General features: G+C 47.3%; 19 protein-coding genes. 3 read left to right on the top strand and 16 right to left on the bottom strand.

All coding sequences use genetic code 11. The annotated features are described in order from the left end of the window. Positions 1-3: 3 nt before the first annotated feature. The 3 genes from ACYVD4_RS01115 to ACYVD4_RS01105 form a co-directional block, all read right to left on the bottom strand. Positions 4-1,122, bottom strand: coding sequence for an oxidoreductase (locus ACYVD4_RS01115; RefSeq protein ID WP_460941768.1), 1,119 nt, complete (start codon positions 1,120-1,122; stop codon positions 4-6). Positions 1,123-1,219: 97 nt separating this feature from the next. After that, on the bottom strand, positions 1,220-1,789 hold the full coding sequence (locus tag ACYVD4_RS01110) for a Crp/Fnr family transcriptional regulator (protein WP_460941767.1): 570 nt from the start codon (positions 1,787-1,789) through the stop codon (positions 1,220-1,222). 268 nt (positions 1,790-2,057) lie between these two features. Beyond that, complete coding sequence (locus ACYVD4_RS01105) at positions 2,058-2,423, bottom strand: DoxX family protein (protein WP_460941766.1); 366 nt, start codon at positions 2,421-2,423, stop codon at positions 2,058-2,060. A 153-nt stretch (positions 2,424-2,576) separates the two neighbouring features. Between ACYVD4_RS01105 and ACYVD4_RS01100 the strand changes: the two genes are divergently transcribed. Next, positions 2,577-2,975 carry a winged helix-turn-helix transcriptional regulator gene (locus tag ACYVD4_RS01100; RefSeq protein WP_460941765.1) on the top strand — a complete coding sequence of 133 codons (399 nt, stop codon included), beginning with the start codon at positions 2,577-2,579 and terminating at the stop codon, positions 2,973-2,975. Positions 2,976-3,085: 110 nt separating this feature from the next. On the opposite strand, the gene fbp is transcribed toward ACYVD4_RS01100, so the two are convergent. The 7 genes from fbp to ACYVD4_RS01065 all read right to left on the bottom strand — a co-directional run bounded on the left by fbp (position 3,086) and on the right by ACYVD4_RS01065 (position 12,088). Next, the gene (gene fbp, locus ACYVD4_RS01095) at positions 3,086-4,087 is read right to left on the bottom strand and encodes a class 1 fructose-bisphosphatase (RefSeq protein ID WP_460942968.1); all 1,002 of its coding nucleotides are present in this window, start codon (positions 4,085-4,087) and stop codon (positions 3,086-3,088) included. 167 nt (positions 4,088-4,254) lie between these two features. Continuing rightward, positions 4,255-5,574 carry an MFS transporter gene (locus ACYVD4_RS01090; protein ID WP_460941764.1) on the bottom strand — a complete coding sequence of 440 codons (1,320 nt, stop codon included), beginning with the start codon at positions 5,572-5,574 and terminating at the stop codon, positions 4,255-4,257. Further along, positions 5,571-6,239, bottom strand: a complete 669-nt coding sequence (locus tag ACYVD4_RS01085; RefSeq protein ID WP_460941763.1) for a beta/alpha barrel domain-containing protein — start codon at positions 6,237-6,239, stop codon at positions 5,571-5,573. The genes ACYVD4_RS01090 and ACYVD4_RS01085 overlap by 4 nt, the downstream gene beginning before the upstream one ends. Before the next feature lie 7 nt (positions 6,240-6,246). Further along, complete coding sequence (locus tag ACYVD4_RS01080; RefSeq protein ID WP_460942966.1) at positions 6,247-7,269, bottom strand: sugar kinase; 1,023 nt, start codon at positions 7,267-7,269, stop codon at positions 6,247-6,249. 81 nt (positions 7,270-7,350) lie between these two features. Then, a complete protein-coding gene (gene uxaC / locus ACYVD4_RS01075) occupies positions 7,351-8,781 on the bottom strand; it encodes a glucuronate isomerase (RefSeq protein WP_460941762.1) in 1,431 nt (476 codons plus the stop codon). A 125-nt stretch (positions 8,782-8,906) separates the two neighbouring features. Further along, positions 8,907-10,562 carry a UxaA family hydrolase gene (locus tag ACYVD4_RS01070; RefSeq protein WP_460941761.1) on the bottom strand — a complete coding sequence of 552 codons (1,656 nt, stop codon included), beginning with the start codon at positions 10,560-10,562 and terminating at the stop codon, positions 8,907-8,909. Continuing rightward, the gene (locus tag ACYVD4_RS01065; RefSeq protein WP_460941760.1) at positions 10,559-12,088 is read right to left on the bottom strand and encodes a tagaturonate reductase; all 1,530 of its coding nucleotides are present in this window, start codon (positions 12,086-12,088) and stop codon (positions 10,559-10,561) included. The genes ACYVD4_RS01070 and ACYVD4_RS01065 overlap by 4 nt, the downstream gene beginning before the upstream one ends. 292 nt (positions 12,089-12,380) lie before the next feature. On the opposite strand from ACYVD4_RS01065, the gene ACYVD4_RS01060 reads away from it, so the two are divergent. After that, complete coding sequence (locus tag ACYVD4_RS01060; RefSeq protein WP_460941759.1) at positions 12,381-13,391, top strand: LacI family DNA-binding transcriptional regulator; 1,011 nt, start codon at positions 12,381-12,383, stop codon at positions 13,389-13,391. A 78-nt stretch (positions 13,392-13,469) separates the two neighbouring features. Here the strand turns inward: ACYVD4_RS01060 and ACYVD4_RS01055 are convergent, their stop codons facing one another. The 3 genes from ACYVD4_RS01055 to ACYVD4_RS01045 all read right to left on the bottom strand — a co-directional run bounded on the left by ACYVD4_RS01055 (position 13,470) and on the right by ACYVD4_RS01045 (position 17,265). Further along, entirely contained in the window at positions 13,470-13,925 is a 456-nt protein-coding gene (locus ACYVD4_RS01055; RefSeq protein WP_460941758.1) for a lipocalin-like domain-containing protein, read from the bottom strand. A 119-nt stretch (positions 13,926-14,044) separates the two neighbouring features. Further along, entirely contained in the window at positions 14,045-16,528 is a 2,484-nt protein-coding gene (locus tag ACYVD4_RS01050) for a peptidoglycan DD-metalloendopeptidase family protein (RefSeq protein ID WP_460941757.1), read from the bottom strand. Between the two features lie 281 nt (positions 16,529-16,809). Continuing rightward, positions 16,810-17,265: a hypothetical protein gene (locus ACYVD4_RS01045; RefSeq protein ID WP_460941756.1), complete on the bottom strand. Its 456-nt coding sequence runs from the start codon at positions 17,263-17,265 to the stop codon at positions 16,810-16,812. Between the two features lie 336 nt (positions 17,266-17,601). Here ACYVD4_RS01045 and ACYVD4_RS01040 point away from each other — a divergent pair, with 336 nt between their 5' ends. After that, positions 17,602-18,258: a YdcF family protein gene (locus ACYVD4_RS01040; RefSeq protein WP_460941755.1), complete on the top strand. Its 657-nt coding sequence runs from the start codon at positions 17,602-17,604 to the stop codon at positions 18,256-18,258. A 317-nt stretch (positions 18,259-18,575) separates the two neighbouring features. Here ACYVD4_RS01040 and ACYVD4_RS01035 read toward each other — a convergent pair whose 3' ends face one another. From ACYVD4_RS01035 to ACYVD4_RS01025, 3 genes are all read right to left on the bottom strand, one after another. Then, a complete protein-coding gene (locus ACYVD4_RS01035; RefSeq protein ID WP_460941754.1) occupies positions 18,576-19,064 on the bottom strand; it encodes an SRPBCC family protein in 489 nt (162 codons plus the stop codon). A gap of 990 nt (positions 19,065-20,054) precedes the next feature. Continuing rightward, positions 20,055-21,713, bottom strand: a complete 1,659-nt coding sequence (locus tag ACYVD4_RS01030; protein WP_460941753.1) for a glycoside hydrolase family 28 protein — start codon at positions 21,711-21,713, stop codon at positions 20,055-20,057. Positions 21,714-21,884: 171 nt separating this feature from the next. After that, the gene (locus tag ACYVD4_RS01025; protein WP_460941752.1) at positions 21,885-22,721 is read right to left on the bottom strand and encodes a ThuA domain-containing protein; all 837 of its coding nucleotides are present in this window, start codon (positions 22,719-22,721) and stop codon (positions 21,885-21,887) included. Positions 22,722-22,804: the final 83 nt, after the last annotated feature.

Genomic DNA, 22,804 nt, shown 5'->3' with positions numbered 1-22,804 from the left:
ATCTTATACATTTGCACATAGGGTTAGCAAATACGATTGTGTATTTGCTAACGTAACATCGGGTTTAATCATGTTTGAGTGAAACGGTGTTACTGGCTCGTTGCGGGAAATTTTCTTCGGAAAATCAGGGTTGGCAATAGCGTAACGGCCAATAGCCAGCAGGTCGCCGTGGCCTTCGTTGAGGATAAAATCGGCCAGCGATGGGTCGTGTAAACCTCCATTAGCAATCACCGGGCAATTGAGCAACTGCCGGGCAATACTAGTCGATGAACGGCCATCGTCATACATGCATTCGCGTTGCCATTTTCCGCCCTCGGCCGCTATATGCAGGTAATCGGGTGCTGATTTTCGGACTTCACCAAAAACAGCTTCGGCCATTTCGGCGCCTTCTTCCCAGCGATACGCCAGATGATTCACTTTGCCTTCCGATAACCGCAAACCAACCAGAAAACCAGCCGGAACCGCCCGACGAATAGCAGTCAATGCGTCGGCTATAAACCGGAACCGATTCACTACGTTGCCGCCGTATTTGTCAGTACGTTGATTGGTGTAATGCGTCAGAAACTGGTCGGGTAAGTAGCCGTTAGCAGCGTGTAGTTCGACACCATCAAAACCCGCTTCAACGGCGTTACGTGCCGCTTGAACGTAACCAGCTATCGTGGCATCTATGTCGGCTTGGGTCATGGCTACGGGCATCGAAAAATCACTGATTCCGTTAGAGGGCGTCAGTGGTTTGCCAAGTGGTTGAATGGCCGATGGCCCCAACGGTTTCTGTATAACTTCCGATAACGCTCCGGCGTGCATAAGCTGGCAGATGAAAACAGAATTATGTCGTTTTACACGCTGGGTTATCAATTTCCATCCCTGAATCTGCTCGTTTGTGACAAGGCCGGGTTGGTTCAGATTGCAGATAGACGCTACGTTATCGGTATATACGCCTTCGGTGATGATGGCCCCAAAACCACCTTCAGCGAATGCTTCGTAATACGTTCCTATTTCGTCGGTCGGCACGCCTTCCGACGTAGCACTCAGGCGGGTCATGGGAGCGACTACAAATCGATTTTGCAGAGGATAGTGGGCAAGCGAGAACGTATCGAGAGCGGAGATTTTAGTCTGATTCATAGCCGTATTGAAATTTGTTGCTACAAACCTCCGGCGTTGTCTCGACGATTTTCTTAAACCAGGTTTATAAATCGCTCGAAAATACTACGTATCAGGATCAACGTTTTTGACGTAATCGACTCAGAAAAATGGGTGTTACGCCCAAGTACGACGCAATATCTTTTAGCGACACGCGCTGAACCAAATGTGGATATGTGGATAAAAAATGTTCATAACGTTCCTGCGCCGACGTACTCAACGTATCAATAACCCGTTGCGACGTAGCAACGAGCGCTTTTTCGTTTAATATCCTGAAAAACGTTTCCAGATGGGGAGCCTGTTGATAAAGTTGAGCCAGTGCCGGTTTGTTGATCGTTAGTAACGTAGTGGTTTCAATAGCCTGAATGCTAAACGAAGCTGGTGTGGCATGAGCAAAACTGTCGATATCGCCCGCCCAGCCATCTTCAACGGAGAAACGTAGTACGTGTTCGGTTCCCTGCTTGTCGGTATAAAATGATTTCAGACAGCCGCTTACCACAAAACTTTCATATAGACAGACGGCGCCCTGATTGAGCAGGAATTGCTTTTTTCGAAGCTTTTGCGGTCGGAAAAGAGACTCGGCTACGGCAAATTCCTCGTCTGTGATAGCGATTCGCTTCTCAATATGCTTGCGTAATAGCTCGAACATGCCGATTGGATTTCCGGCGAATATAGGCTAAAGTTGATCAGTTGCGTTTTGTCAGTTCGTCAAGTCGAATAGGTAATTGACGGATTCGCTTGCCTGTAGCGGCAAAGAGGGCATTGGCCAGAGCGGGCGCTATGGGTGCTATCGAATAAGTTGTGGAAAAAGTAGTGAATTTGTGGATAACTGGCTGAAATTACCACCTCCAACCGAAGCATCGGCCCGGCCCCTCCTGTTTTAGGAGGGAGTTGGGGGTGGTAATTTCTTTTGCTAATCAAGCCTGCGTTGTGGTTGGCAGAAAGATTGTTTTGTCACGTAGAAAAGCACTGATCCAGATAAGCGTAAGGGGCATAACTGCGTTGAACGGCGTTCCGTGTGAAAGTTCCGTTGCAATAGCACCAGCAAAGTAGCACGACAGCAGAATAAAGCCGAGCTTCATTGTTTTGGGATAGAGATAAAGTAAGGTAAAGCCAATTTCCATACCCGCTAGCAGGAGCAAATAAGGCCCAACCCCTATCTTCCTGAGCATTTCCGTAGTCTCCGCTGATTGCGTTAATTTGAAGATACCACTGAGAATGACCATGCCAGCAGCCAACGCTGTGACTAAGATGGTAAGGATACGTTTGGTTTGAGTATTCATCGATAGAGCGATTTTAGGCAGCCGTTGTGGCTACGATTTGTTGAGACAAACCTACGGAAACACAGTATCCATTTGGTAGCAGTATACAAAAGGATAGCGGTTACCTTTGAGATACCACACTATTAATTCCCTGCTACGTACTACCTTTAATCTATGAGTACATTCGAAGAAGCCACAAATGCCCTGCATATTGCAAGGTCACATACCGTTCATGAATGCACGCAAAGTTTACAGGCAGTGCAGGACGCTCTCTATGTTTTGAATGGTAAATGGAAACTCCCAATAATCATTGGCTTAAGTACTGGCCCGAAACGTTTTCGCGAACTGCAACGGGTAGTAACCGGCATCACGGCCAAAGTTCTGAGTAAAGAGTTAAAGGAGCTGGAAATGAATGAGTTTTTGATACGTAATGTCTATAACACGACGCCCGTTACGGTCGAATATGAGCTGACAGCATATAGCGGCTCGCTAAATAGCATTATTAATGCGCTACGTGAATGGGGCATGCAGCATCGGGCGCGTATTCTCGGCAAAGATCGTATAGAAGCCTGAAAACTATCGAGAAACTCGTTACCAATGGACCCGGTAAAGGCAATAAAACTCAGAAGCCCGTTTGCACAATCGAAAACGGACTTCTGAGTAATTAATGTATTGGGTAATCACTATTTCAACATACCTATCAGGCTTTCTACCATTGCAGGTGCGCCAATGTAAAGTGGGGTTCGCTGGTGGAGATTCCGAGGCTTGATATCCAGAATTGCCTGATGGCCCGACGTAGCGAGACAACCCGATTTTTCGGCCAGAAATGCCAGTGGAAATGCTTCATATAATAGCCGGAGCTTTCCATCCGGAGAATTGCGGGTGGGCGGGTATAAGTAGATACCACCTTTGAGCAAATTCCGGTGAAAATCAGCTACTAATGAGCCGATGTAACGAGCCGTAAGCTGTTTCTTTCGGCAGCCATTCAGGTATTCCTGAACCCCCTCTTCATAACCTTCTACGTTGCCATCGTTGCAGGAATAAATCTGTCCGTTGGTCGGGCTGTGAATATCGGGGTGGGAGAGGATATATTCGCCCAGCGATGCATCGTACGTAAAGCCGTTGACGCTGTGCCCGGTTGTATAAACCATAATGGTCGATGAACCGTATAGAATATAGCCAGCCGCTACCTGTCGACGACCGCCCTGAAGAAAATCATCCAGCGTAGGTTCGGTACCGATGGGTGTGATACGTCGGTAAATGGAAAAAATGGTCCCAATCGATACGTTGACGTCGATATTCGAAGAACCATCCAGCGGGTCGATGGCTACTACGTATTTCCCGTTGTTATTTCCCGTATAAATAATGTCTTCTTCCTCCTCCGAAATAATGGCGCAGGCTTCGCCCCCGTTTTTCAGCGCCCGGCTAAACCGGATATTGGCAATCATGTCCAGCTTTTGTTGACTCTCGCCCTGCACGTTCTGGACGCCCATGCCGCCCGTGAGGTCAATCAGGCCAGCGCGGTTTACTTCCCGGTGAATGATTTTTCCGGCCAGTGCAATGTCACGTAGTAACTGCGACAATTCGCCTGTTGCGTACGGGAAAGCCGTTTGACGGTGCATGATGTACCGATCGAGAGTGACCCCAACGGGTAAGGCCAACGGGTGCGAAGCCGAGAGTTCCATTTGCTGGACATTCATAATAGTTAGCAGGATTATATATTTGAATAGATAGTTTACAGATTATGTAGGTTTTAGGTCAGGAGGAATGATTATTGATAGGTTTTATGTATTCATGTTTCTTTTTACCCTACTGACAAAGTAGTTCTATTTTGTCAGTAGGGTAAAAAATATTAAGCAACTGATTCTGAGCCAGACTCTTCCAGTAGTACAGGTTGCATTTTCGGCGTAAGCAAGTGCATAATCAGCCAGGCCAGCAGGTAGGCAGAGCCACACATCAGGAAAATGATGCCGTACCCACTTTGCACATCGCCCGCTTTCTTATAGCTATCCAGAATCCTACCGACAATCTCTGGAAAAATGATGCCCCCAATCGACCCGGCCATACTACCAATACCAACAATTGAACTAACCGCCCGTTTGGGAAACATGTCAGACGCAGTTGTGAAAATGTTGGCACTCCATGCCTGGTGAGCCGCACCAGCTAAGCCAATCAGTGCAACGGCACCCCAGATACTGGGACCAAAACGGACGGCAATAACTGGTAGAACCAACAAAGCAAAAATGAACATAGCTGTTTTACGGGCTTTCCAGACGCTCCAGCCCCGGCTTATCAGCCAGGAAGAAAGATAACCGCCACCAATACTACCAATACTTACCAGCGTGTAAAGAACGGCCAGATACAGGTTCGGCTTTTTGGTGTCGAGGTTAAACGTAGTAGCGAAATAATCCTGTAGCCAGAACAGAAAAAACCACCAGATGGGATCGGTCAGCATTTTGCCGAACACAAACGACCACGTCTGGCGTTTACCCAGCAAAACGCCCCACGATACAGGCTTACCGTGATCGGCAACGGCGTCGGGTGTGGTTTCGTTATCGCTGTGGATGTAGTCGTATTCGGCTTTCGATAACTTTTTCTGTTTCGAAGGAATCTGATAGCCGAAATGCCAGAATATGAGCCAGATAAACCCAACGGCACCCGTAGCAATAAAGGCCATTTCCCAACCATAAATACCCAGAATCCAGGGTACAACGATGGGCGCAATTACGGCACCGATATTTGCACCTGAGTTAAAAATACCCGTTGCCAGCGCCCGTTCTTTCTTCGGAAACCACTCGGCTACTGTCTTAATAGCCGCCGGAAAATTCCCAGCCTCACCCAGACCCAGCCCAACACGAGCCACAATGAAGCCAACGGTGCTGGCTGCCAGTGCGTGCGCCATAGCGGCCAGACTCCAGAAAATGATGGCCAGCGAATACCCCGTTTTTGTGCCAATGTAGTCGATAAACCGACCGAACAGCAGCAGGCCAATAGCATAGGCAGCCGAGAAACACTGCACAATACGGCTATAATCAATTTCCGACCAGTTGAATTCTTTCTCAAGCGTTGGCTTCAGCAAGCCAACCACCTGCCGGTCGAGGTAATTGATCGTTGTTGCAAAGAATAACAGCGCTACGATTGTCCAGCGATAATTGCCAACGGATTTACTCATGCTGCCTGTGGAATAAACGGTGTAACAATCTGCATCAACGTAGCGATACGGTCGCGTAAGGCGGCTGTGTCAGCGCTATCTCCCGAGAATAGTTGCGAGCCAATGCCCACGGCGGTTACACCCGCTTTAAACCAGGCATTCAGGCTTTCGGCGTTGGGTTCAACACCGCCCGTTACCATCAGTTTGAGCGATGGCATCGGCCCTTTAATCGCTTTGATAAAACCCGGTCCCACTACGTTGCCCGGAAAAACTTTCACCAGATTGGCACCCAGTAACGTAGCGTTGTAAATTTCGTTGAGCGTAGAACCCGCTGGCATCCAGGGTACGTTACGTTCCCGGCAAGCTTCACCGACAGAAGCTGTCGTAACAGGTTGTACAACAAAAGCCGCCCCGGCGTCAATGAATTTTACGGCATCTTCGGGTGTCAGAATCGTGCCAATACCGAGTGCCATATCGGCGCAGTTTTCCTGAACGTATTGCGCTAACTCAGTAAAAACCGCTAATGCCTTATCGCCCCGGTTGGTGAATTCAAACACACGTAGTCCGCCATCGTAACAGGCTTGTAAAATGCTCTTGGCATGATCGGCGTCGGCATGGTAAAATACCGGTACAATCGGATGATTGATGACCAGTTCAAGGATTTTATCGGATGATAATGCAGGCATAATAGGTTTATATTAAAGAAGTGATCATCCGTTGACGATTCCTGATAACATCAACGGTTTGGTTAGTAGCATCGCCCAATTCCTGCAACTTACCAAAAGCAGCTTCAGCGGCAAAATTGAGTACTTCCTGTGGATCGTGCTGGTTGTAAAGGCCGTAAATCAGCCCGGCCATAAAACAGTCGCCACTACCTACGCGGTCAACAACCGAATCGGTTAGTAGCTCTGGCGATACGTAGTGCTGGCCGTTCGTATACAACGTAGTGTAGTACCGCAAACCTACTGGCTCCTTGTCGAACCGGAACGTATTGGCTACGACTTTGCATTTGGGAAAACACTCCTGAATTGCTTTCGACGTTTTGAGTGCGTGAGCAACATAAGCGGTCTGATTTTCGAGAACATCGCCATCGACCGGAAAACCCAGCAGCGTATTGGCCGCCCAGATATTCCCCATCACTACGTCGCAATGCTCCACAATGCCCGGCATCACATCGACCGGAGAAACACCATATTGCCAGAGTCGTGCCCGGTAGTTCAGATCAATCGATACGGTAATGCCTTTCGCCGAAGCCACCTTTACCAACTCCAGACAGGCCGCTGCTACGTCGGCATTCAGAGCCGGACTAATAGCACTCACATGCAGCCAGCTCGTGTTTTGCAACACCGCATCCCAATCCGCTTTGCCGGGAGCCAGTTCAGAAAAGGCCGAATGCGCCCGGTCGTAAATGACACCTGCATTTTTAAGATCGGTGCCTTGTGGAAGAAAATAACTACCGACGCGCTGCCCGAATCGAACAATGCCGGATGGGTCGATGCCTTTGTCTGCTACGTATCCTATAATATCGTCGGCCAGCGAATTTTCGGGGAGAACCGTGCTGTATTTAACCGGAACACCCCAATTGGCCAACGCCGTTGCTACGTTCAGTTCGGCTCCACCCACAAATACGGACATCGACGCTTGCCGAATCCACTCACCCTGAGCAATCGGAGAAAACCGCAATAACAACTCGCCAAAACAACAGACTTGCATGATGTAGAGAAATACGTTGTCACAGAGCTACACGAAGATTAAAAAAGAGGCACGGGTCTTTGTGTAGCTCTGTGTCTATTAAAATTAAACAGCCAGTGGTTGTGGCTTGCTCGTGAATCCAAAATATGACTTAGCGTTGCCGTAACAGATATTCTGCACAACCTGGCCTGTCCACTCGATATCGTCGGGCAGTTCACCATTTTCGATGTCGTTGCCCAGCATATTGCACAGAATTCGGCGGAAATATTCGTGCCGTGGATACGACAGGAAGCTCCGTGAATCGGTCAGCATACCGACAAAACGACTCAACAGACCCATATTCGACAGGGCGTTGATCTGGCGTTCCATCCCGTCTTTCTGATCGAGGAACCACCAGCCCGAACCAAACTGTACTTTACCCGCTACAGAACCGTCGTTGAAGTTGCCAATCATGGTGGCAATCAGGTCGTTATCGGCAGGGTTTAGGTTGTAGATGATCGTTTTCGCCAGCTTATCGTTGGTGTCCAGTTTGTTAAGGAAACTGGACATAGCGCGTGCCTGTGGGAAATCGCCAATGCTGTCCCAACCCGTATCGGGACCGAGCAGACGTAGCATACGGCTATTGTTGTTACGTAGCGCGCCGAGGTGGAATTGCTGCGTCCAGCCTTTTTCCCAGTCCATTTCGGCCAGATAAATCAGCATTGCCGATTTGAACTGAAGAATTTCTGAATAGCTCAGATTCTGCCCACCACGTAGCTGATCGAAAATAGCTTTAATTTGCGCTTCGGTATAGTCTTCGGCGTAAATCTGTTCCAGACCGTGGTCGGAAAGTTTACAGCCCATAGCCGCGAAGAAATCGTGCCGCTGACGGATTGCTTTCAGGAAATCGTCGAACGTACTGATTGATACGTTACTAGCCGCTTCTAGTTTATTTACGTAGTGATTGAAGGCAACTACGTCTTCAACCGCCATTGCTTTATCGGGGCGGAACGTTGGCAAAACACCGATCTCGAAGCCTTCGTCAGCTAGTTTTTTATGGTTTTCCAGCGAATCAATCGGGTCATCGGTTGTGCAAACCGTTTCAACGTTCATCCGGCGTAGCAGATTCCGAACTGAATAATCGGGCGATTGTAATTGCTCGGTGCAGATGTCATACACCTGACGGGCGTTTTTGCCATTCAACGGTTCGGTAACACCAAAATAACGCTGTAACTCCAGATGCGTCCAGTGATACAACGGGTTACGTAGCGTGTAAGGAACCGTTTCGGCCCACTTCTGAAACTTGCTGAAATCATCGGCATCGCCCGTGCAAAAACGCTCGTTCACACCGTTTGTGCGCATAGCTCGCCATTTGTAGTGGTCGCCGTAGAGCCAGATTTGCGTCAAGTTCTCAAACTGCCTGTTTTCGGCAATCTGATCGGGCGGCAGATGGCAGTGGTAGTCGATGATGGGCATCGGCTTCGCAAATTCGTGATAGAGTTGCTGGGCCGTTTCGGTTTGCAGCAAAAAATCGTCGTTCAGAAAGGGCTTTTTCATGAGGTAAAGAGCGAAATCGGACCGCCGAAGCGGAATGAATGAGTGAAAGAGCGAAACAGGTTCGCTTTTGGAATAGCGTGAAAGATAGCTAATCTGCTAAGCACTCTTTCACCCTTTCACTCTTTTTAAAGAGAAACTCCCCGTTTCCAGGGTATAAAATCATCTTGTCCGTGACGAACGGCGGCTACGTCAGCATTTCCGCTGGCGGTGCGAATAATCTGATCGAGTAATCGCTCGCCTGCCTGTGAAATGGTTTCGTCGCCGTCGATAACGGTACCGGTGTTTACGTCGATAATATCGGGCATCCGATTAGCCAAAGCCGTATTGGATGAAATTTTAACCACAGGCGCAATAGGATTTCCAGTTGGCGTACCTAAACCGGTCGTAAATAAGACAACCGTGGCTCCCGAACCGACTTCGGCTGTGGTCGATTCAACATCGTTGCCGGGCGTACAAAGCAAATTCAGGCCGGGTTTGGTAACGAGTTCCGGATAATCGAGCACCGCCACTACGGGCGATGAACCACCTTTTTTAGATGCTCCCGCCGATTTCATAGCGTCGGTAATCAGACCATCGCGAATATTACCTGGCGATGGATTCATATCGAAACCCGAACCTGCTTCTTTGGCACGTAGCGCGTAAGTATTCATCAACTCCCGGAATCGGCCAGCCGTTTCTTCGTCGACACAACGGTCGCAAAGCTCCTGTTCTACTCCGCAAAGTTCGGGGAATTCAGCCAGAATAACCGTACCGCCCAACGCAACTAGCAAATCAGATGCGTGACCAACGGCCGGATTGGCCGAAATTCCCGAAAAACCGTCAGAGCCACCGCACTCCAGCCCGACAACCAGTTTGCTGATTGGAGCCGGTTGCCGAACACAGGCATTGGCTTCCATCAGTCCCGCAAAAGTCTGACGTAGCGCCTGACTGATCAGCGATTCTTCCGTACCGATCGTCTGTTGTTCGAGTACGAAAAGCGGTTTGTCGAAGTTCGGGCTACGTTTCTGAATTTCTTCCTGCAACATAGCCACTTGTGCGTTCTGGCAACCCAGACTCAGGACCGTAGCACCTGCTACGTTCGGATGAGTGATGTATCCAGCCAATAACCCGCAAAGTGCCTGTGCATCCTGACGAGTACCGCCACAGCCGCCGTCGTGCATCAGAAACTTAACTCCGTCGACATTCGGGAACAATTTAAGCTGACTGCCAAGCGATTGTTCGGCAGTTTGCAAATCAGCCTGTAAGATTTCCTCAACCGACCGACCAGCCTGCACGAGCGAAACCAGTTCCTGCGCCTGTTGCTGATACGTATTCCGCCGACCATAGCCGAGGTCATTAACCAGCGCATTTTCGAGCACCTGAATATTACGATTTTCGCAGAAAACGAGCGGAACTACTACCCAATAGTTGGCCGTTCCAACACGACCGTCGGAGCGATGATACCCCATAAACGTCTGCTCCTGCCAACGTTCCACCGATGGAGGTGTCCACTGATACGTAGCGTCGTGAAGATCGTAGCTGTTGGTCGCGTGTTGCACGTTGAACGTAGTGAGCCGGCCACCAAGCGAAATGGCGTTTTTGGCTTTCCCAACCAGTACGCCATACATCGTAATCGGATCGCCGGGGGCAAACGCCTGAAGCGCCACTTTATGTTTCGCCGGAATCGCTTCTGTTGTAATAACTTCTGTGCCTTCCCAGCGTAACCGCTCCCCTGCTTCCAGGTCGGAAAGGGCTACGAGTACAGAATCATCCGGATGTATTTTCAGAACGTTATTTTTCATTTTGCTACGGTTTCGAAATGATCGAATTGGGAGGATAACGTAGCAAGGACGCCATGCTCGACCATTTGTGTAAGATACGCACTAACCGAATCGGCAAAGCCCGGCAACTGACTCAGATCATCGCCCCAGAGTACTGTGTTTTTCAGTGCCGTGGCGGTCAGTTCCTGTGGCGATAAACGTGCCCACAAATCAGCGAAATAACCAGCTTGTGCGTCATAAATCGGGTATTTTTCACCGTTACGTTCGCCGTACCAAACGTCGTTTTCCTGCGAAGTGGCTTGCATGAATCGCAGATAGGCGGCAAAACCGAAGGTGATGTAACGAGGAGTTACGCCGAGTTGCTTGTAATAATGAAGCAATGTCGGGATGTTCCGCATCTGCATTTTGGCCGAATACTGCATCGTAATGGCCAGCCAACGGTGCTCGATAAATGGATTGCGGAATCGGTCGAGTACCTGAAAACCAAACCGTTGAGCGGCTTTTTCATCAACTGTATATGGAATGCCCGGAATCAGTTCGCCCAGCATGATGCCGCTGATGAAAGCCGACATAACCTCATCGTCCATTGCTTCGCGCACCGTATCGAAACCGCTCAGAAACGCCAGACCGCAACTCAGCGTGTGGGTGCCATTGAGCAGACGAAGCTTCAGTTCGCGGAATAAATCGATGTTGGGACGGATAAAAATATTCTCATCGGCCCGGTGGAACGACAGTATGTTCTGTACGTGTTCGTCACCTTCGATAGCCCAAAGCCGGTACGCTTCCGAGATGGTCAGCAGATCATCTTCGTAACCAAGCTGCTCGGTTAATGCGTGCTGAATAGCTGGTTCAGGACGACCCGGTACAATCCGGTCGACCAATGAGTTGCAGCACGTATTGGCCGTTTCGAGCCAGTCGATAAAAGCACCTTCTAACGCGTTACGATGCGCGAGTTCGAGCAGAATGGCTTCAAGTTTGGTGCCGTTATTGGGAATCAGTTCGGTCGGGACAATGACCAGACCTTTCGACGGATCGCCGTTAAATGCTTTGTAACGAGCGTACAAAACCGCCAGCAATTTACCCGGAAACGATTCGGGCGGATACTGTTGAATGTCGTCCTGCACGAGTTGAATACCAACTTCCGTCGTATTTGAAATAACGATTTGTAAATCAGGACTCGTGGCGACACGTAACACTTCGTCCCAGTTCTGTTTGGCCGATAAAACCCGGCTGATGGCCGAACACACAATGTTTTGCTCAACGAGTTGCAGGTTTTCAACACCCCGAACGCAGAGCGTGTATAAATTATCCTGACGCTCAAAGGCTGTCATATCGCCCCCATCGGTCGATTTTACGACGACAATCCGACCGTTGAAGATGCCTTGCCGATTGGCTTTGTCGATAAAATAATCGGGAAGACCACGTAGCAGAACACCGGTTCCGAATTGAAGAACGCGTTCGGGCAGGTTCAGGAGTTCGGGAGCAGGCAGACTAACCGGTACTTGTGACGAGATAGCCGGAAGCGATTGGGCGGATAATGAATGCATGGAAGCCGTTGTTCTTAGTTGATAACGCTACGTGAAAAATTGTCTTTTTTGTAGAAAAGCCTGTTGTTCAGCGGCAGACTCCTCTGGAAATTGTTAAGGTAAGATTAAGCAGGTGGTTTGTTATTTTGAAACTTTTAAAGATATTTATTCACGCAAACGTTGTCGGGAACGTTGCCAGTTTTCCAGTTTATTGGCAAAGAGTTCTTTAAAAGTCGATTTACAGCCTATTTGCCGCTACATTGACCATCTACGAAATACATTGCGTATTTTTGTATTTTATTAATATACCGCCTTGGACACGATCACGATAAAAGATATTGCCCGCGCTCTAAACCTCTCAACGTCGACCGTTTCGCGAGCGTTGCGGGATAGTTATGAAATCAATCCGGAAACCAAGCGGTTAGTCATTGAATATGCAGAGCGGCTCAATTACCGTCCTAATCCAATTGCGCTGAGTCTGAAGGAGAACCGGAGCCGGGTTATTGGGGTAATCGTACCGCAGATTGCCAATAACTTTTTTTCGCAGGTAATTAATGGTATCGAAGCCATCGCATATAATCGGGGCTATCACGTTATCATTTTTCAAAGCCACGAATCGTTCGAGCGCGAGATTTTAACCGTGCAGCAGGCTGTTGCCCGAAAAGCGGATGGCTTACTGATTTCACTGTCGAGCAGCACGTCCGACGTATCGCAAATACGTGGTCTTCAGGAGAAAAAAATGCCTATAGTCCTCTTCGATCGGGTTGCCAAAGAGCTTGATATACCGTGCGTTACGGCCGATAATTTTGAGGGGGCTTTTGTTGCTACCGAACACCTGATTCAAACGGGCCGTAAACGTATCGCCCACATTACCATTCCGCCCTACATTTCTATCACGCAGGAGCGATTGGCAGGTTATCGGGCCGCGCTGGAGAAATATGGCATACCGTATGACGAAAATCTGATACGTTACGCGGGTTTTGGACAGAATGAAGTTGAACCGATTATCGATGACTTACTGAGCCAGTCGCCCGATGCCTTTTTTGCCGCCAGCGACCGGCTGGCGCTGAGCTGTCTGGCCGCCCTGAAAAAACGGAACATCGCCATCCCGCAACAGGTATCGCTGATTGGTTTTACGAACACACCCGTTGCCGATTTACTGGCTCCGCCCATGAGCACCGTCGAACAGCCTGCGCTGGAAATTGGTCAGGTTGCCGCTGAGAAACTTATTGATCTGATCGAAGGCAAACAAAAGGGAGTTCACCCCGGCACCATTCGCATTCCTACATCAATGGTCATCCGTGAATCCTCACAACCAGTTTAATGTATAGTGGACAATGAATAATGGTGAGTAGCTGGAATCGCTTTATGGTTTCCATTATTCATTGTTCATTATACATTTTCATTCACTAACCCGTTTGTATTTTTCGATAATGATGTGGTCAATGCCTAATTTTTCGATGCGTTCAACGCCTTTCTGAACCAACGTATCACCGCTCATTTTCACGACAAATTGGAATTTATTGCCTTCCCAGGCTTTGTCGGTAAAATAATCGAGATGTTCGGTGTAAACGCTATCGACCAGCGTGTATTTACCTCCGCCACCCGTGAATTCGTTCGATGAGTCTTTGGGCGGATTCAGTTTATGATTTAAGAAAGCAAAATGCGTAGGGTTGATAATCTTGATCATTCTGTGGCTCGAGTCGAACGTAGAGAACGTCGAATCTTTCTCTGTAGTGGTGGCCGACACCAACTCCCACGTACCGACAAGAAACGTACCTGATTCTTTCTCTTTTGGCTGGCAACCCGACAACGTAGCAACAGCCACGATAGCACCAAGTAATGTATTGATTTTCATAGGAGAGGTAAAGGATTTATAATAGGCTGATATCAGCACAGCAAGTTACGCTAAAGAATAGACGTAGCGTAGGGGTAGATTAGCGTTTGCCAAATTTTAAACGTCTATCAAACGAGCGGTTATTGTTTTATGATTTTTTTAGACGTAGCACGATCTCCAATCTGAACATAAAGGGTGTAAAGACCTGCTGGGTAATGGTCGAGCTTTAGCACCGTATGTTTTTGCTTGGCTTCATGTTTGCTTACAATCTGACCTCCCAATGTTGAAAGCGTTAACAAAGCTGTTTCGCCTGCGGGAAGGTAGTTTAATTGAATATTCAGCAGATTAGTAGCTGGTACTGGATAAACCTCAATGGTTTCGGCTAGTTCTTCCTGCGTTGCTAATAAGGGCGATACTGACACCGTAGTTACGTCACTGATCCGGTTGTTAACGCCACAACCATTACTAACGCTGGTTAAAAAGTAAGCTGTGGTTTTAAGTGGTTTTACTACCAGTTCATACGGGTTGGCGCTTGTTGAAACGGTCTTTGACGTAACGGCTACAGCGCTACTGTCTCGGTAAGAAAAAGTCCAGGGACTATCGCCTGTAAACCGCACTGTTAACGTAGCAGATTCGCCTTCATAAATGCTTTTGCTACCAGATAATGTTGCGGTAGGTGGAGCGAGAATTGTTAAACGAGTAGGACTGACTGTTCCGTTGATGGGTATTTTGGGGTTAGTGGCCATTACCCGTATCCAGTAACTTCCAGACGTAACTGCCTCGGTAATTATGCTTGTTAGTTGATTACTAGCTGTTTGAATGGTCGTTAAATCGGTGAAAGTTATCTTACTTGAGTCGGTTTCTGTTTTCGCCAGATGCACTTTGAATAGATTTCCTGAGTTGAAGACGCCCGTTGTTCGAAAATCAACAACCAGCCGATTTCCTGAACAAACGGTGGAGTTTGACAGAGGGAGGGTTTGAATCGTCGGTGTAGTAACGGTGATGGTAGCTTTGGCGCTGCTGTTTACTGAACCGACTCCACATTTGTCGGCCACTTCCAAAACCTCGTATATAGTTGTTTTATCAGGAGAAACCAATAGAGTGGTATCGGCAAAACACGTACCACTGATTCCGTTCGAAAGTTTATAGCGATAGGGCGCAGTGCCGGTAAAAGCGAGTTTTAGCCCGGTTTCGAGCCCAACATTTATTGTGGTGGAGCCCGAAATAGAAATTGTAGGAAGAGCAGCTTCTGTTACGTTGACTGTGTTGGAAGTTACGCCGTTGATTTCCGCCGTATATCTGCCTGCATTTCGAACGCTGATTTGACCGCCACTGACTCGATCAAATACGGTACCATTGTATTTCCAGATAACTTCATCACTTTCGATGTTCGTCGCAAGTTTTACCGCCCCATCCTGACATAGGCTACCAGAAGATGTAATTTTAAGAACATCATCCAAATTCGGCGTTACCCAGAATGGTTTTTCATAGCTTTTACCACCGAACGTCACCCGAAGTTTCCACTGACCGATTGGAGCGGCTTCGGGGATGGTCGTGTACATGTACCAATAGAACGTTGCATAAGACGACGTCCCTTTGTCCTGATACGTAGTGAAAAGTTGACCATTGGGTTGGAAAAGCTGAAATTGAATAGCATCGCTGGTTTCAAGCTCACGACCAAAAGCATAGAAATAAAATCGCTGTCCGGGTTTAGCCGCTACGATTTCATTGGTTACGTTAGCCGAAGCCGGACAAACGCCCATAACAGGCTGGGTGGTGTGAATGCTTAGTCTACTTAGGCTTTTTTCTTTATAAACAGGTTGGTCCTGCCACCAGGAATCTGTACTAGTTTTATTGCAAGGGCCCTCAAATGGGTCAATGAGTTTATTGTCTGCACTGTAGACTTCAAAGTGTAAATGTGGGCCAGATGATCGGCCAGAGCTTCCTACAAAGCCAATGGTTTCCCCGGCCTCTACACGTTGTCCGGTAGTTTTAGGAGTCAGCGTATTTTTCTTTAAATGGCCATACCAGGCTACTGAACCATCGTCGTGTCGAATATAAACGGCATTCCAGTCGGAAGAGGCAGTTGCAAAGGAACCGCAACTTTGATCGTCGTTGCCATCACTTTTGCTGATTATAGTTCCTGCAGCCGCAGCTACTACTTTGACTCCTTCGATTTGCATTACGGTCCAGTCGAATGGCCATAATGAGATATCAGTTCCTTGGTGCTGATAACCACTTTTCTGATCATAGGTGCGATTGCCACAATTATAATCCAGATTGGACGACGAGAATTGATTAACCTCATTGGGGCCAATCGAAGGATTAAGATCTACATAATTGACAATAGTCCAGAAACCAAATGGAGCCGTTGGTTTTGCCCATTTTAAGGGAAAGATGAACTTTGGATGAGCCGTTTGGCGGGCTCGCTGGTTGACTTTTTTCAACAAAGCCAACTTCGTTTTTAGCATCTCCTGAATTTGGTCGTGTTCTGCGGGACTCAGACAGGCTTGCTTTTCGGTTAATACGCCGACCAATTTACCAGCGGTTTGGGCGTTTTGCGACCAGCCAGAATAGCTGATTGAAAATAGAAATAACAGGCTGATTGTAAAGAATTTAATCATAAAAAGGGTGCGGTTGAAGAAGTGTAAAAATAAGCTTAAAAGAATTCTTATGAAACCTACTGTATGACGAAGTTTACATAAAATTATAAAGTATCGTTTAGCTATCAGTTCCACCGAAAGACGCTTCTCAATTAGTGGAAAGGAGTGTTCCTATAACGTAGTACTCGTTGGAGTTTTACAAGTATAGACTGGATTGCGGAAAGCTGATGCAATGATCGATATGTTAAGAAGATAGCTGACAGACGTAACAGCCTATGAAAGCTATTAGAGGGATTGCAGTGCTAAACAGAGTTACAGTCGATTCTCCTCCATTCGTGAAATGGCGCGTGCCAGCCTGTATTTTCGTTGGTGACCCAGCAGTTGCCGCATCGGTTGCACTTGTATATTTTTTCGTCCAGAAAATTCGGAATATCTACGTTACCGTCGCCTATAAGGGTCAGAAATGGTTTCTCGTATTCGGAGTCGGGGTGAAAGAAGAAGCCGTGTTGTTCGTAAAAATCGCAGTGACATTTTCCCTGTGCATGGTACTTGTAAACCTCAAACCGCAGCTTTACACCCGTGCGATAATCCAATAAAGCTGGTCTGCTTCCGGCGGGTAAGTTTGCGGCTATGCCGTCCAGACAAGGCAATAGATTAAACGTATCCAGTTTTAGCAACTCATACGATGCTCTGTAAATGGTAGATTCGTTAGCCGAAAGCAGGTCGCGTAACAGCGTGGTTTCTGCTGCGGTCAGCATAGGATTTGATCGAGTATTCAGCATATCATCTGAAAACATTGTAGTGGTTAATTTCCTTGTTGTTCCTATTTTTTTGACTTTAGCGAGTCAATTTTTTTGATGAGATTTTTTTGAATTATGGATCAGCCTTATTCTTAAATTTAACGTGAATCATGGATTAGACATGAACCCCACGGCAGCGGCCGACCGTCCTAAATCCCTCCCCCGTAGGGAGAGATTTAGGACGGTCGGCCGCTGCCGTGGGGTGAAAGTGAGTCGTCAATAAAATTGCCAAACAGTACTATTATTTTCTGATAATCAGAGGAGTAAATCCATTATTCACGTTAAATTTAACAAATGACTGAATCTATACGCAAGCTAGCCCTTACACTTTGGGATTATCACCACCTGAATCACCCACTGGCCAAAGCAGACGCCATTTTAGTGCTTTGTAGCCACGACCTTCGGGTGGCCGAGCGAGGAGCCGAGTTATTTTTAGAAGGCTGGGCACCTCTATTAATCTTCTCTGGCGGTTTAGGAGTTATTACTCGGCACATGTGGTCAGAGCCTGAAGCAGAGATATTTGCCCGAATTGCCCAGAATATGGGCGTTCCTGCCGAGCACATCCTGATTGAAAATCAATCCAGAAATACAGGCGAAAACGTGTTGTTTATCAAACAGTTGCTCGAACAAAGCCAGATGGAGATGGAGCGATTTATTGTGGTACAAAAGCCCTACATGGAACGCCGTAGTTTTGCTACGTTCAAAAAAGTGTGGCCCGAAAAAGACGTGATTATTACGTCGCCCCAGGATTCATTTGATACGTATCTAAGTCAGTATACGAACCCCGCTTTGACTCCAGATGATGTAATCAGTATTATGGTGGGCGATTTGCAACGCATACAACTTTACCCGGAAAAGGGTTTTCAAATACCTCAACTGATTCCCGCTGAGGTATGGACTGCCTATGAAGCCTTAATACAGGCTGGCTATGATCGTCATTTAGCCACTTAGTTGACGAAACTACTTGTCAGGACGGTTCTTTTGTTGCAGAGGACGTAGCGAAATTGCTGACTCAAAGCGTATTGATTGATTAAAGTTATCCGCTACGTCGTTTTTTACTACGTTGCTTTGCTGTTACATAGTAGCAGACCGGGTGAATCTAAAAAAACGGCCGACCGCGAATTAGTCACTTAAGATTCATAGGTGCGATTATTTGCGCCAGAATATGGTTGGCCGTTAAAAAAATGTTTTGAGAGAATGTACGTTTAGGTTACTAGTCTGATAGTGTTCTATCGGATATCTGACAAACTCAACCAGTAGACTACGCTTTACTTTTGTTGCGATAAAACAGCCAATAACTCTTCTAAGTTGTTCATTGTCATAGCCGTTCCTTCCTTGAAACTCATTTCAAGCATCTTCTCTAAGCGGACAAGCGATTCATTATAAATACCAATTCGTACGGTTGTCTTACCATTTTGCTCGCTGAACGTTAAATCCCACTCAGAACCGGGCAATTCTGGGTTTTCATCTTTGTCGGCAAACGCATTCAACAATTTGAAATTGGTTTTCGGACTAATGGACGTGTATTGTTGAATCGCCCAACGTTCTTCTCCTTCTGGGCTTACCATTGCATAAAATCGTCGGCCCCCCACTTCAAAATTCATAACTTTTGTTTTTGAGGCCCAGGGTCTGGGCGCCCACCATTGATCAAGAAGTTCAGGCTTTGTATAAGTGTCCCATACTAACGAAAGGTTAGCATTAAATTCTCTGGAAAAGGTTACAGTTTTGGTTGTTTTGTCAATGGTGAAATCGTTCATTTTTACTGTTTTTTAAGTGTTGATAATACGTCGTCTAGTTGATTAAAGCGAGTTTCCCAAATTTCCCGGAATTGGTTTGCTGGAAACAGCTTGTCGGGGTGTGTTGACGTTCTTAGCAATAGCATTAGAAGATGATTGCCCAGCTTGTTGAATAGGCTATTGCCTGAAAGTATTTTGTCTCATCTTGTTTATCTTTTATTTTTAGAAACCGAATGGTTGCAAATCTAAATGCAATCATTCGGTTTCGCAATTTTTCAGAAAGAAAATTTTTTGGAATTTTGGGCTTGGAAGGACACTACACCATTGCTGCTGATTCGTCGATAATCGCACTAAACACCGTTTCAAGCGACAGTCGCCGAATATGTCTGTTTGCGCGAATGCTTACTGTGGTTAATCCGCTTCGGCAGTCCGGTTATATTGTCGTCCCAAGAATCAAAATCCTACATTTTAGCTGAGTTTGTGGAACTGTTTTTTCTTACGAATGACGAATTTAACGGCAGACTGTTGCCGTCTTTTTAGGTTTACCCAATACCCATCTATACACCGGTTTAGGCTAGGTGCAAAGCCTTTGTTACGTGTGCTCTTTATCAGTTTGGTATGGCATGGGTTATGGGTGGTACGTCTTATACCACCAACGAAAGCCTAGCCAGCCACCTGCCAGACAGCCTAATCCAATCCAGCCCTCTGTAGCCGTAGATAGGGGGCCGCATAAACGGATGATAACAAACGCAATAACACCGGATAAAAGCATAAATGTTAACCCTCTCGCTAAAACCTGAATGTGTTCCATCTTATATCCTGTCTATATTATTTGTACAATTTTCAGGTAATAAGGTTCTGATGATCAAGAGATATTAATTGAGGGGTGATGGATTGCATCTCCTAAAAAAAAACTTTCGCCTGACACTAATACGGTTAGTCGTAGTTAGTGTCAGGCGAAGGAAAGATAAGAAAAACTTTTGTGTAAGAAACTGATACGTTTAAGAAAGTTTACTTCATCGTCAGTACGTTGGCTGATACGTTGGCGTCGGTAGTGACAACTTTCTTTGCTTTTGACGTATCGGTGTTTAACAGGCGAATGTCTTTAGTACGGTCGCCCGAGATATGCAGCAGTAAATCGGGATTGTTGACGTAGCGGACGTTATCGAGGGTGATGGCGCGGCTGTTTTGAATCTGCATCACCGTTTTGGCCGGTGTGAGCAATGCTACGTTTTTCAGGCGGATATTCTCAGCTTCAATACAAACCAATCCTTTATGACTTTGCAGAACCGCATTTTCGATCAGAATATCTTTCACCGCCATTTCGGGCAGACCACGTATCAGTATGCCTGTTTCAGCACCTTTACACGTTACGTTCCGAATCTGAAACGACTTAAACTGCGGAGTGCCTTCAGTTAACGGCTGGGCTGGAATAACAGGTAACTCGTTGCTTTCGCCGTGTTGCGGAACCGGGTCTTTGGCCGCGTAGTACATGTCGAACAGAATGGCTTCACCTGCAATGTTTGTCATGTCGATACCATCTACGAAAATATTTTCGACCACACCACCGCGTCCGCGAGCCGTTTTGAACCGTAAGCCAACGTCGGTGCCCATAAACTGACAGTTCGATACGTAGAGATTACGTACTCCGCCTGACATTTCACTACCGATCACAAAACCGCCATGCGCGTGGTAAACCCGGCAATTGCGCACGATGATGTTCTCCGTCGGAATGCCTCGTTTGCGGCCCTGTTCATCACGACCCGATTTGATACAGATACCATCATCGCCCACATCGAACGTACAATCTTCGACCAGCCCGTTGCGGCACGATTCCAGATCAAGACCATCGCCATTCTGGGCGTACCACGGATTTTTAGCCGTTACCTTACGTAGCGTAATGTGTTCACAAAGAAGCGGATGCAAACACCAGGCGGGGGAATTCTGGAACGTAATACCTTCCAGTAATACTTTTTTGCAACGTACCAGACTGAGCATGTTCGGGCGTAGAAAATCCTTGATGTCTTCATAATACGACATCGGTTGGCCCGCTTTCTTAACCGCCATGTTCGCTCCTTTAAACGACTGTTCCGACGGATACCACTGGTCTTTTTTATCGTTTACGACACCGCCCGACGCGACTAGCTTCTTCCACTGATCGTCGGTCATTTTGCTACGTTTCACCATGCGCCATACATCGCCCGCGCCATCCAGAATACCTTTTCCCGTAATGGCAATATTGTCGAGGTCGGTGCCCGAAATTGGCGCCTGGTTTCGAACGGCGTCTTCGCCCTCCCAGTTCGTATTGACCAGTGGATAAATGCTACGTTGGTCGGAAAATTGAAGTAATGCGCCTTCGGCCAGATGCAGATTGACGTTGCTTTTCAACGTAACAGGCCCGGTGAGCCACAAACCGCGTGGGATCAACACAACACCACCGCCAGCGCGATTACACTGCTCGATGGCCTTGTTAATCGCCGACGTATTAAGCGTTAACCCATCGGCCACGGCACCAAATTTCTGGATGTTCAAGGTATCCTTTCGAAACGTTGGCGTTTGAACCTTAGGGAGCGTAGGAGGATTGCCGTCTTCGCTAACAGAACCAGAGTTAGGGCCTGAATGAAAAGAGGTTGCTATGGAAAATAGGACGAAACCAGCGAGTATTTTCATGGGGTTTTTAGGAGAAAGACAACCCAATTGGCCGGTAAAATCGACCGGATTTTCGGGTGTATATCAATGATTTTATCCTAAAATGACCCAAAAATTAAGACTGGTTCAAGAATCGATTGGCCTTTTTTTACGCAATCGTTGCCGGGAACGATACCAGTCAGCACGCCCGTTTCATCGAATCGGCGTATCGCGCGAATCAGCGTAGGCTTTACTGAAATCGATTTTCTTGACCTGACCCGCTACGTAGCGAATACCCTGAAAAATGTGTTTGATAAACAGTTCGTCGTTCAGGTAGTCGGTTTTGGCATGGCCGAGCGTAGTACACCACGTATAGCCGCCATCGAAATTATAGTACCAGGCCGACGGATACAACTCCGTATAATAACCGCCGAACGTTTTTATTTTTTCGGGGTCATCCTGTTTCAGTGAGGTCACATCGTTGGCCATGATAACCGTTGGCCCCGGCGACATATTTTTGGTAAAATAGAACTCGTCTTCACGTTCCCAGCTTTTCGGAATCGACTGCATCGACGGATTTTTGGTGTCGAGCACTTCAATCCGGAATTTCTGAAATTTCGGATGCCACGCAAATGTACCGCCCAGCATACGTTTGAACCAGGTCCAGTTGCGCTCGGTGCCCATTACCGAGTGAAGTCCCACAAAACCGCCACCTGCTTCGATATAGCGCCGAAATGCCAGCCGTTGCTCATCAGTATCAAAAACGTCGTTGTTGGTGCTGGCAAAAACGAGCAGCGTATATTGTTTCAGGTTGCTCTCCGTGAAAATGCTCGGTTGCGCCGACGTATCAACGCCAAATCCGTACTGCTGCCCTAGTTTCTGAATGCACAATTTGGCATTTGCAATGTTGTCGTGAACGTAGCCTTTCCCGTTTTTGGTGTAAACCAGCACCTTCACATTTTTCCAGTTCACATTCTGGCTTTGGCTTGTGGTCAGAGTAAGCAGGCAAACAACACAACTGGCAACGAGCGTATTAAGTAAGCGAAGCATTTCGGTATAGCGTTAATTACATTATAAGGCCAGAATGCTGGGAATCTACGCTTTGAGGGATGGATATAATGTCTTCGGCAGCA

The organism is Spirosoma daeguense (assembly GCF_054776875.1).
This window is presented reverse-complemented; position numbering and strand designations above follow the sequence as displayed.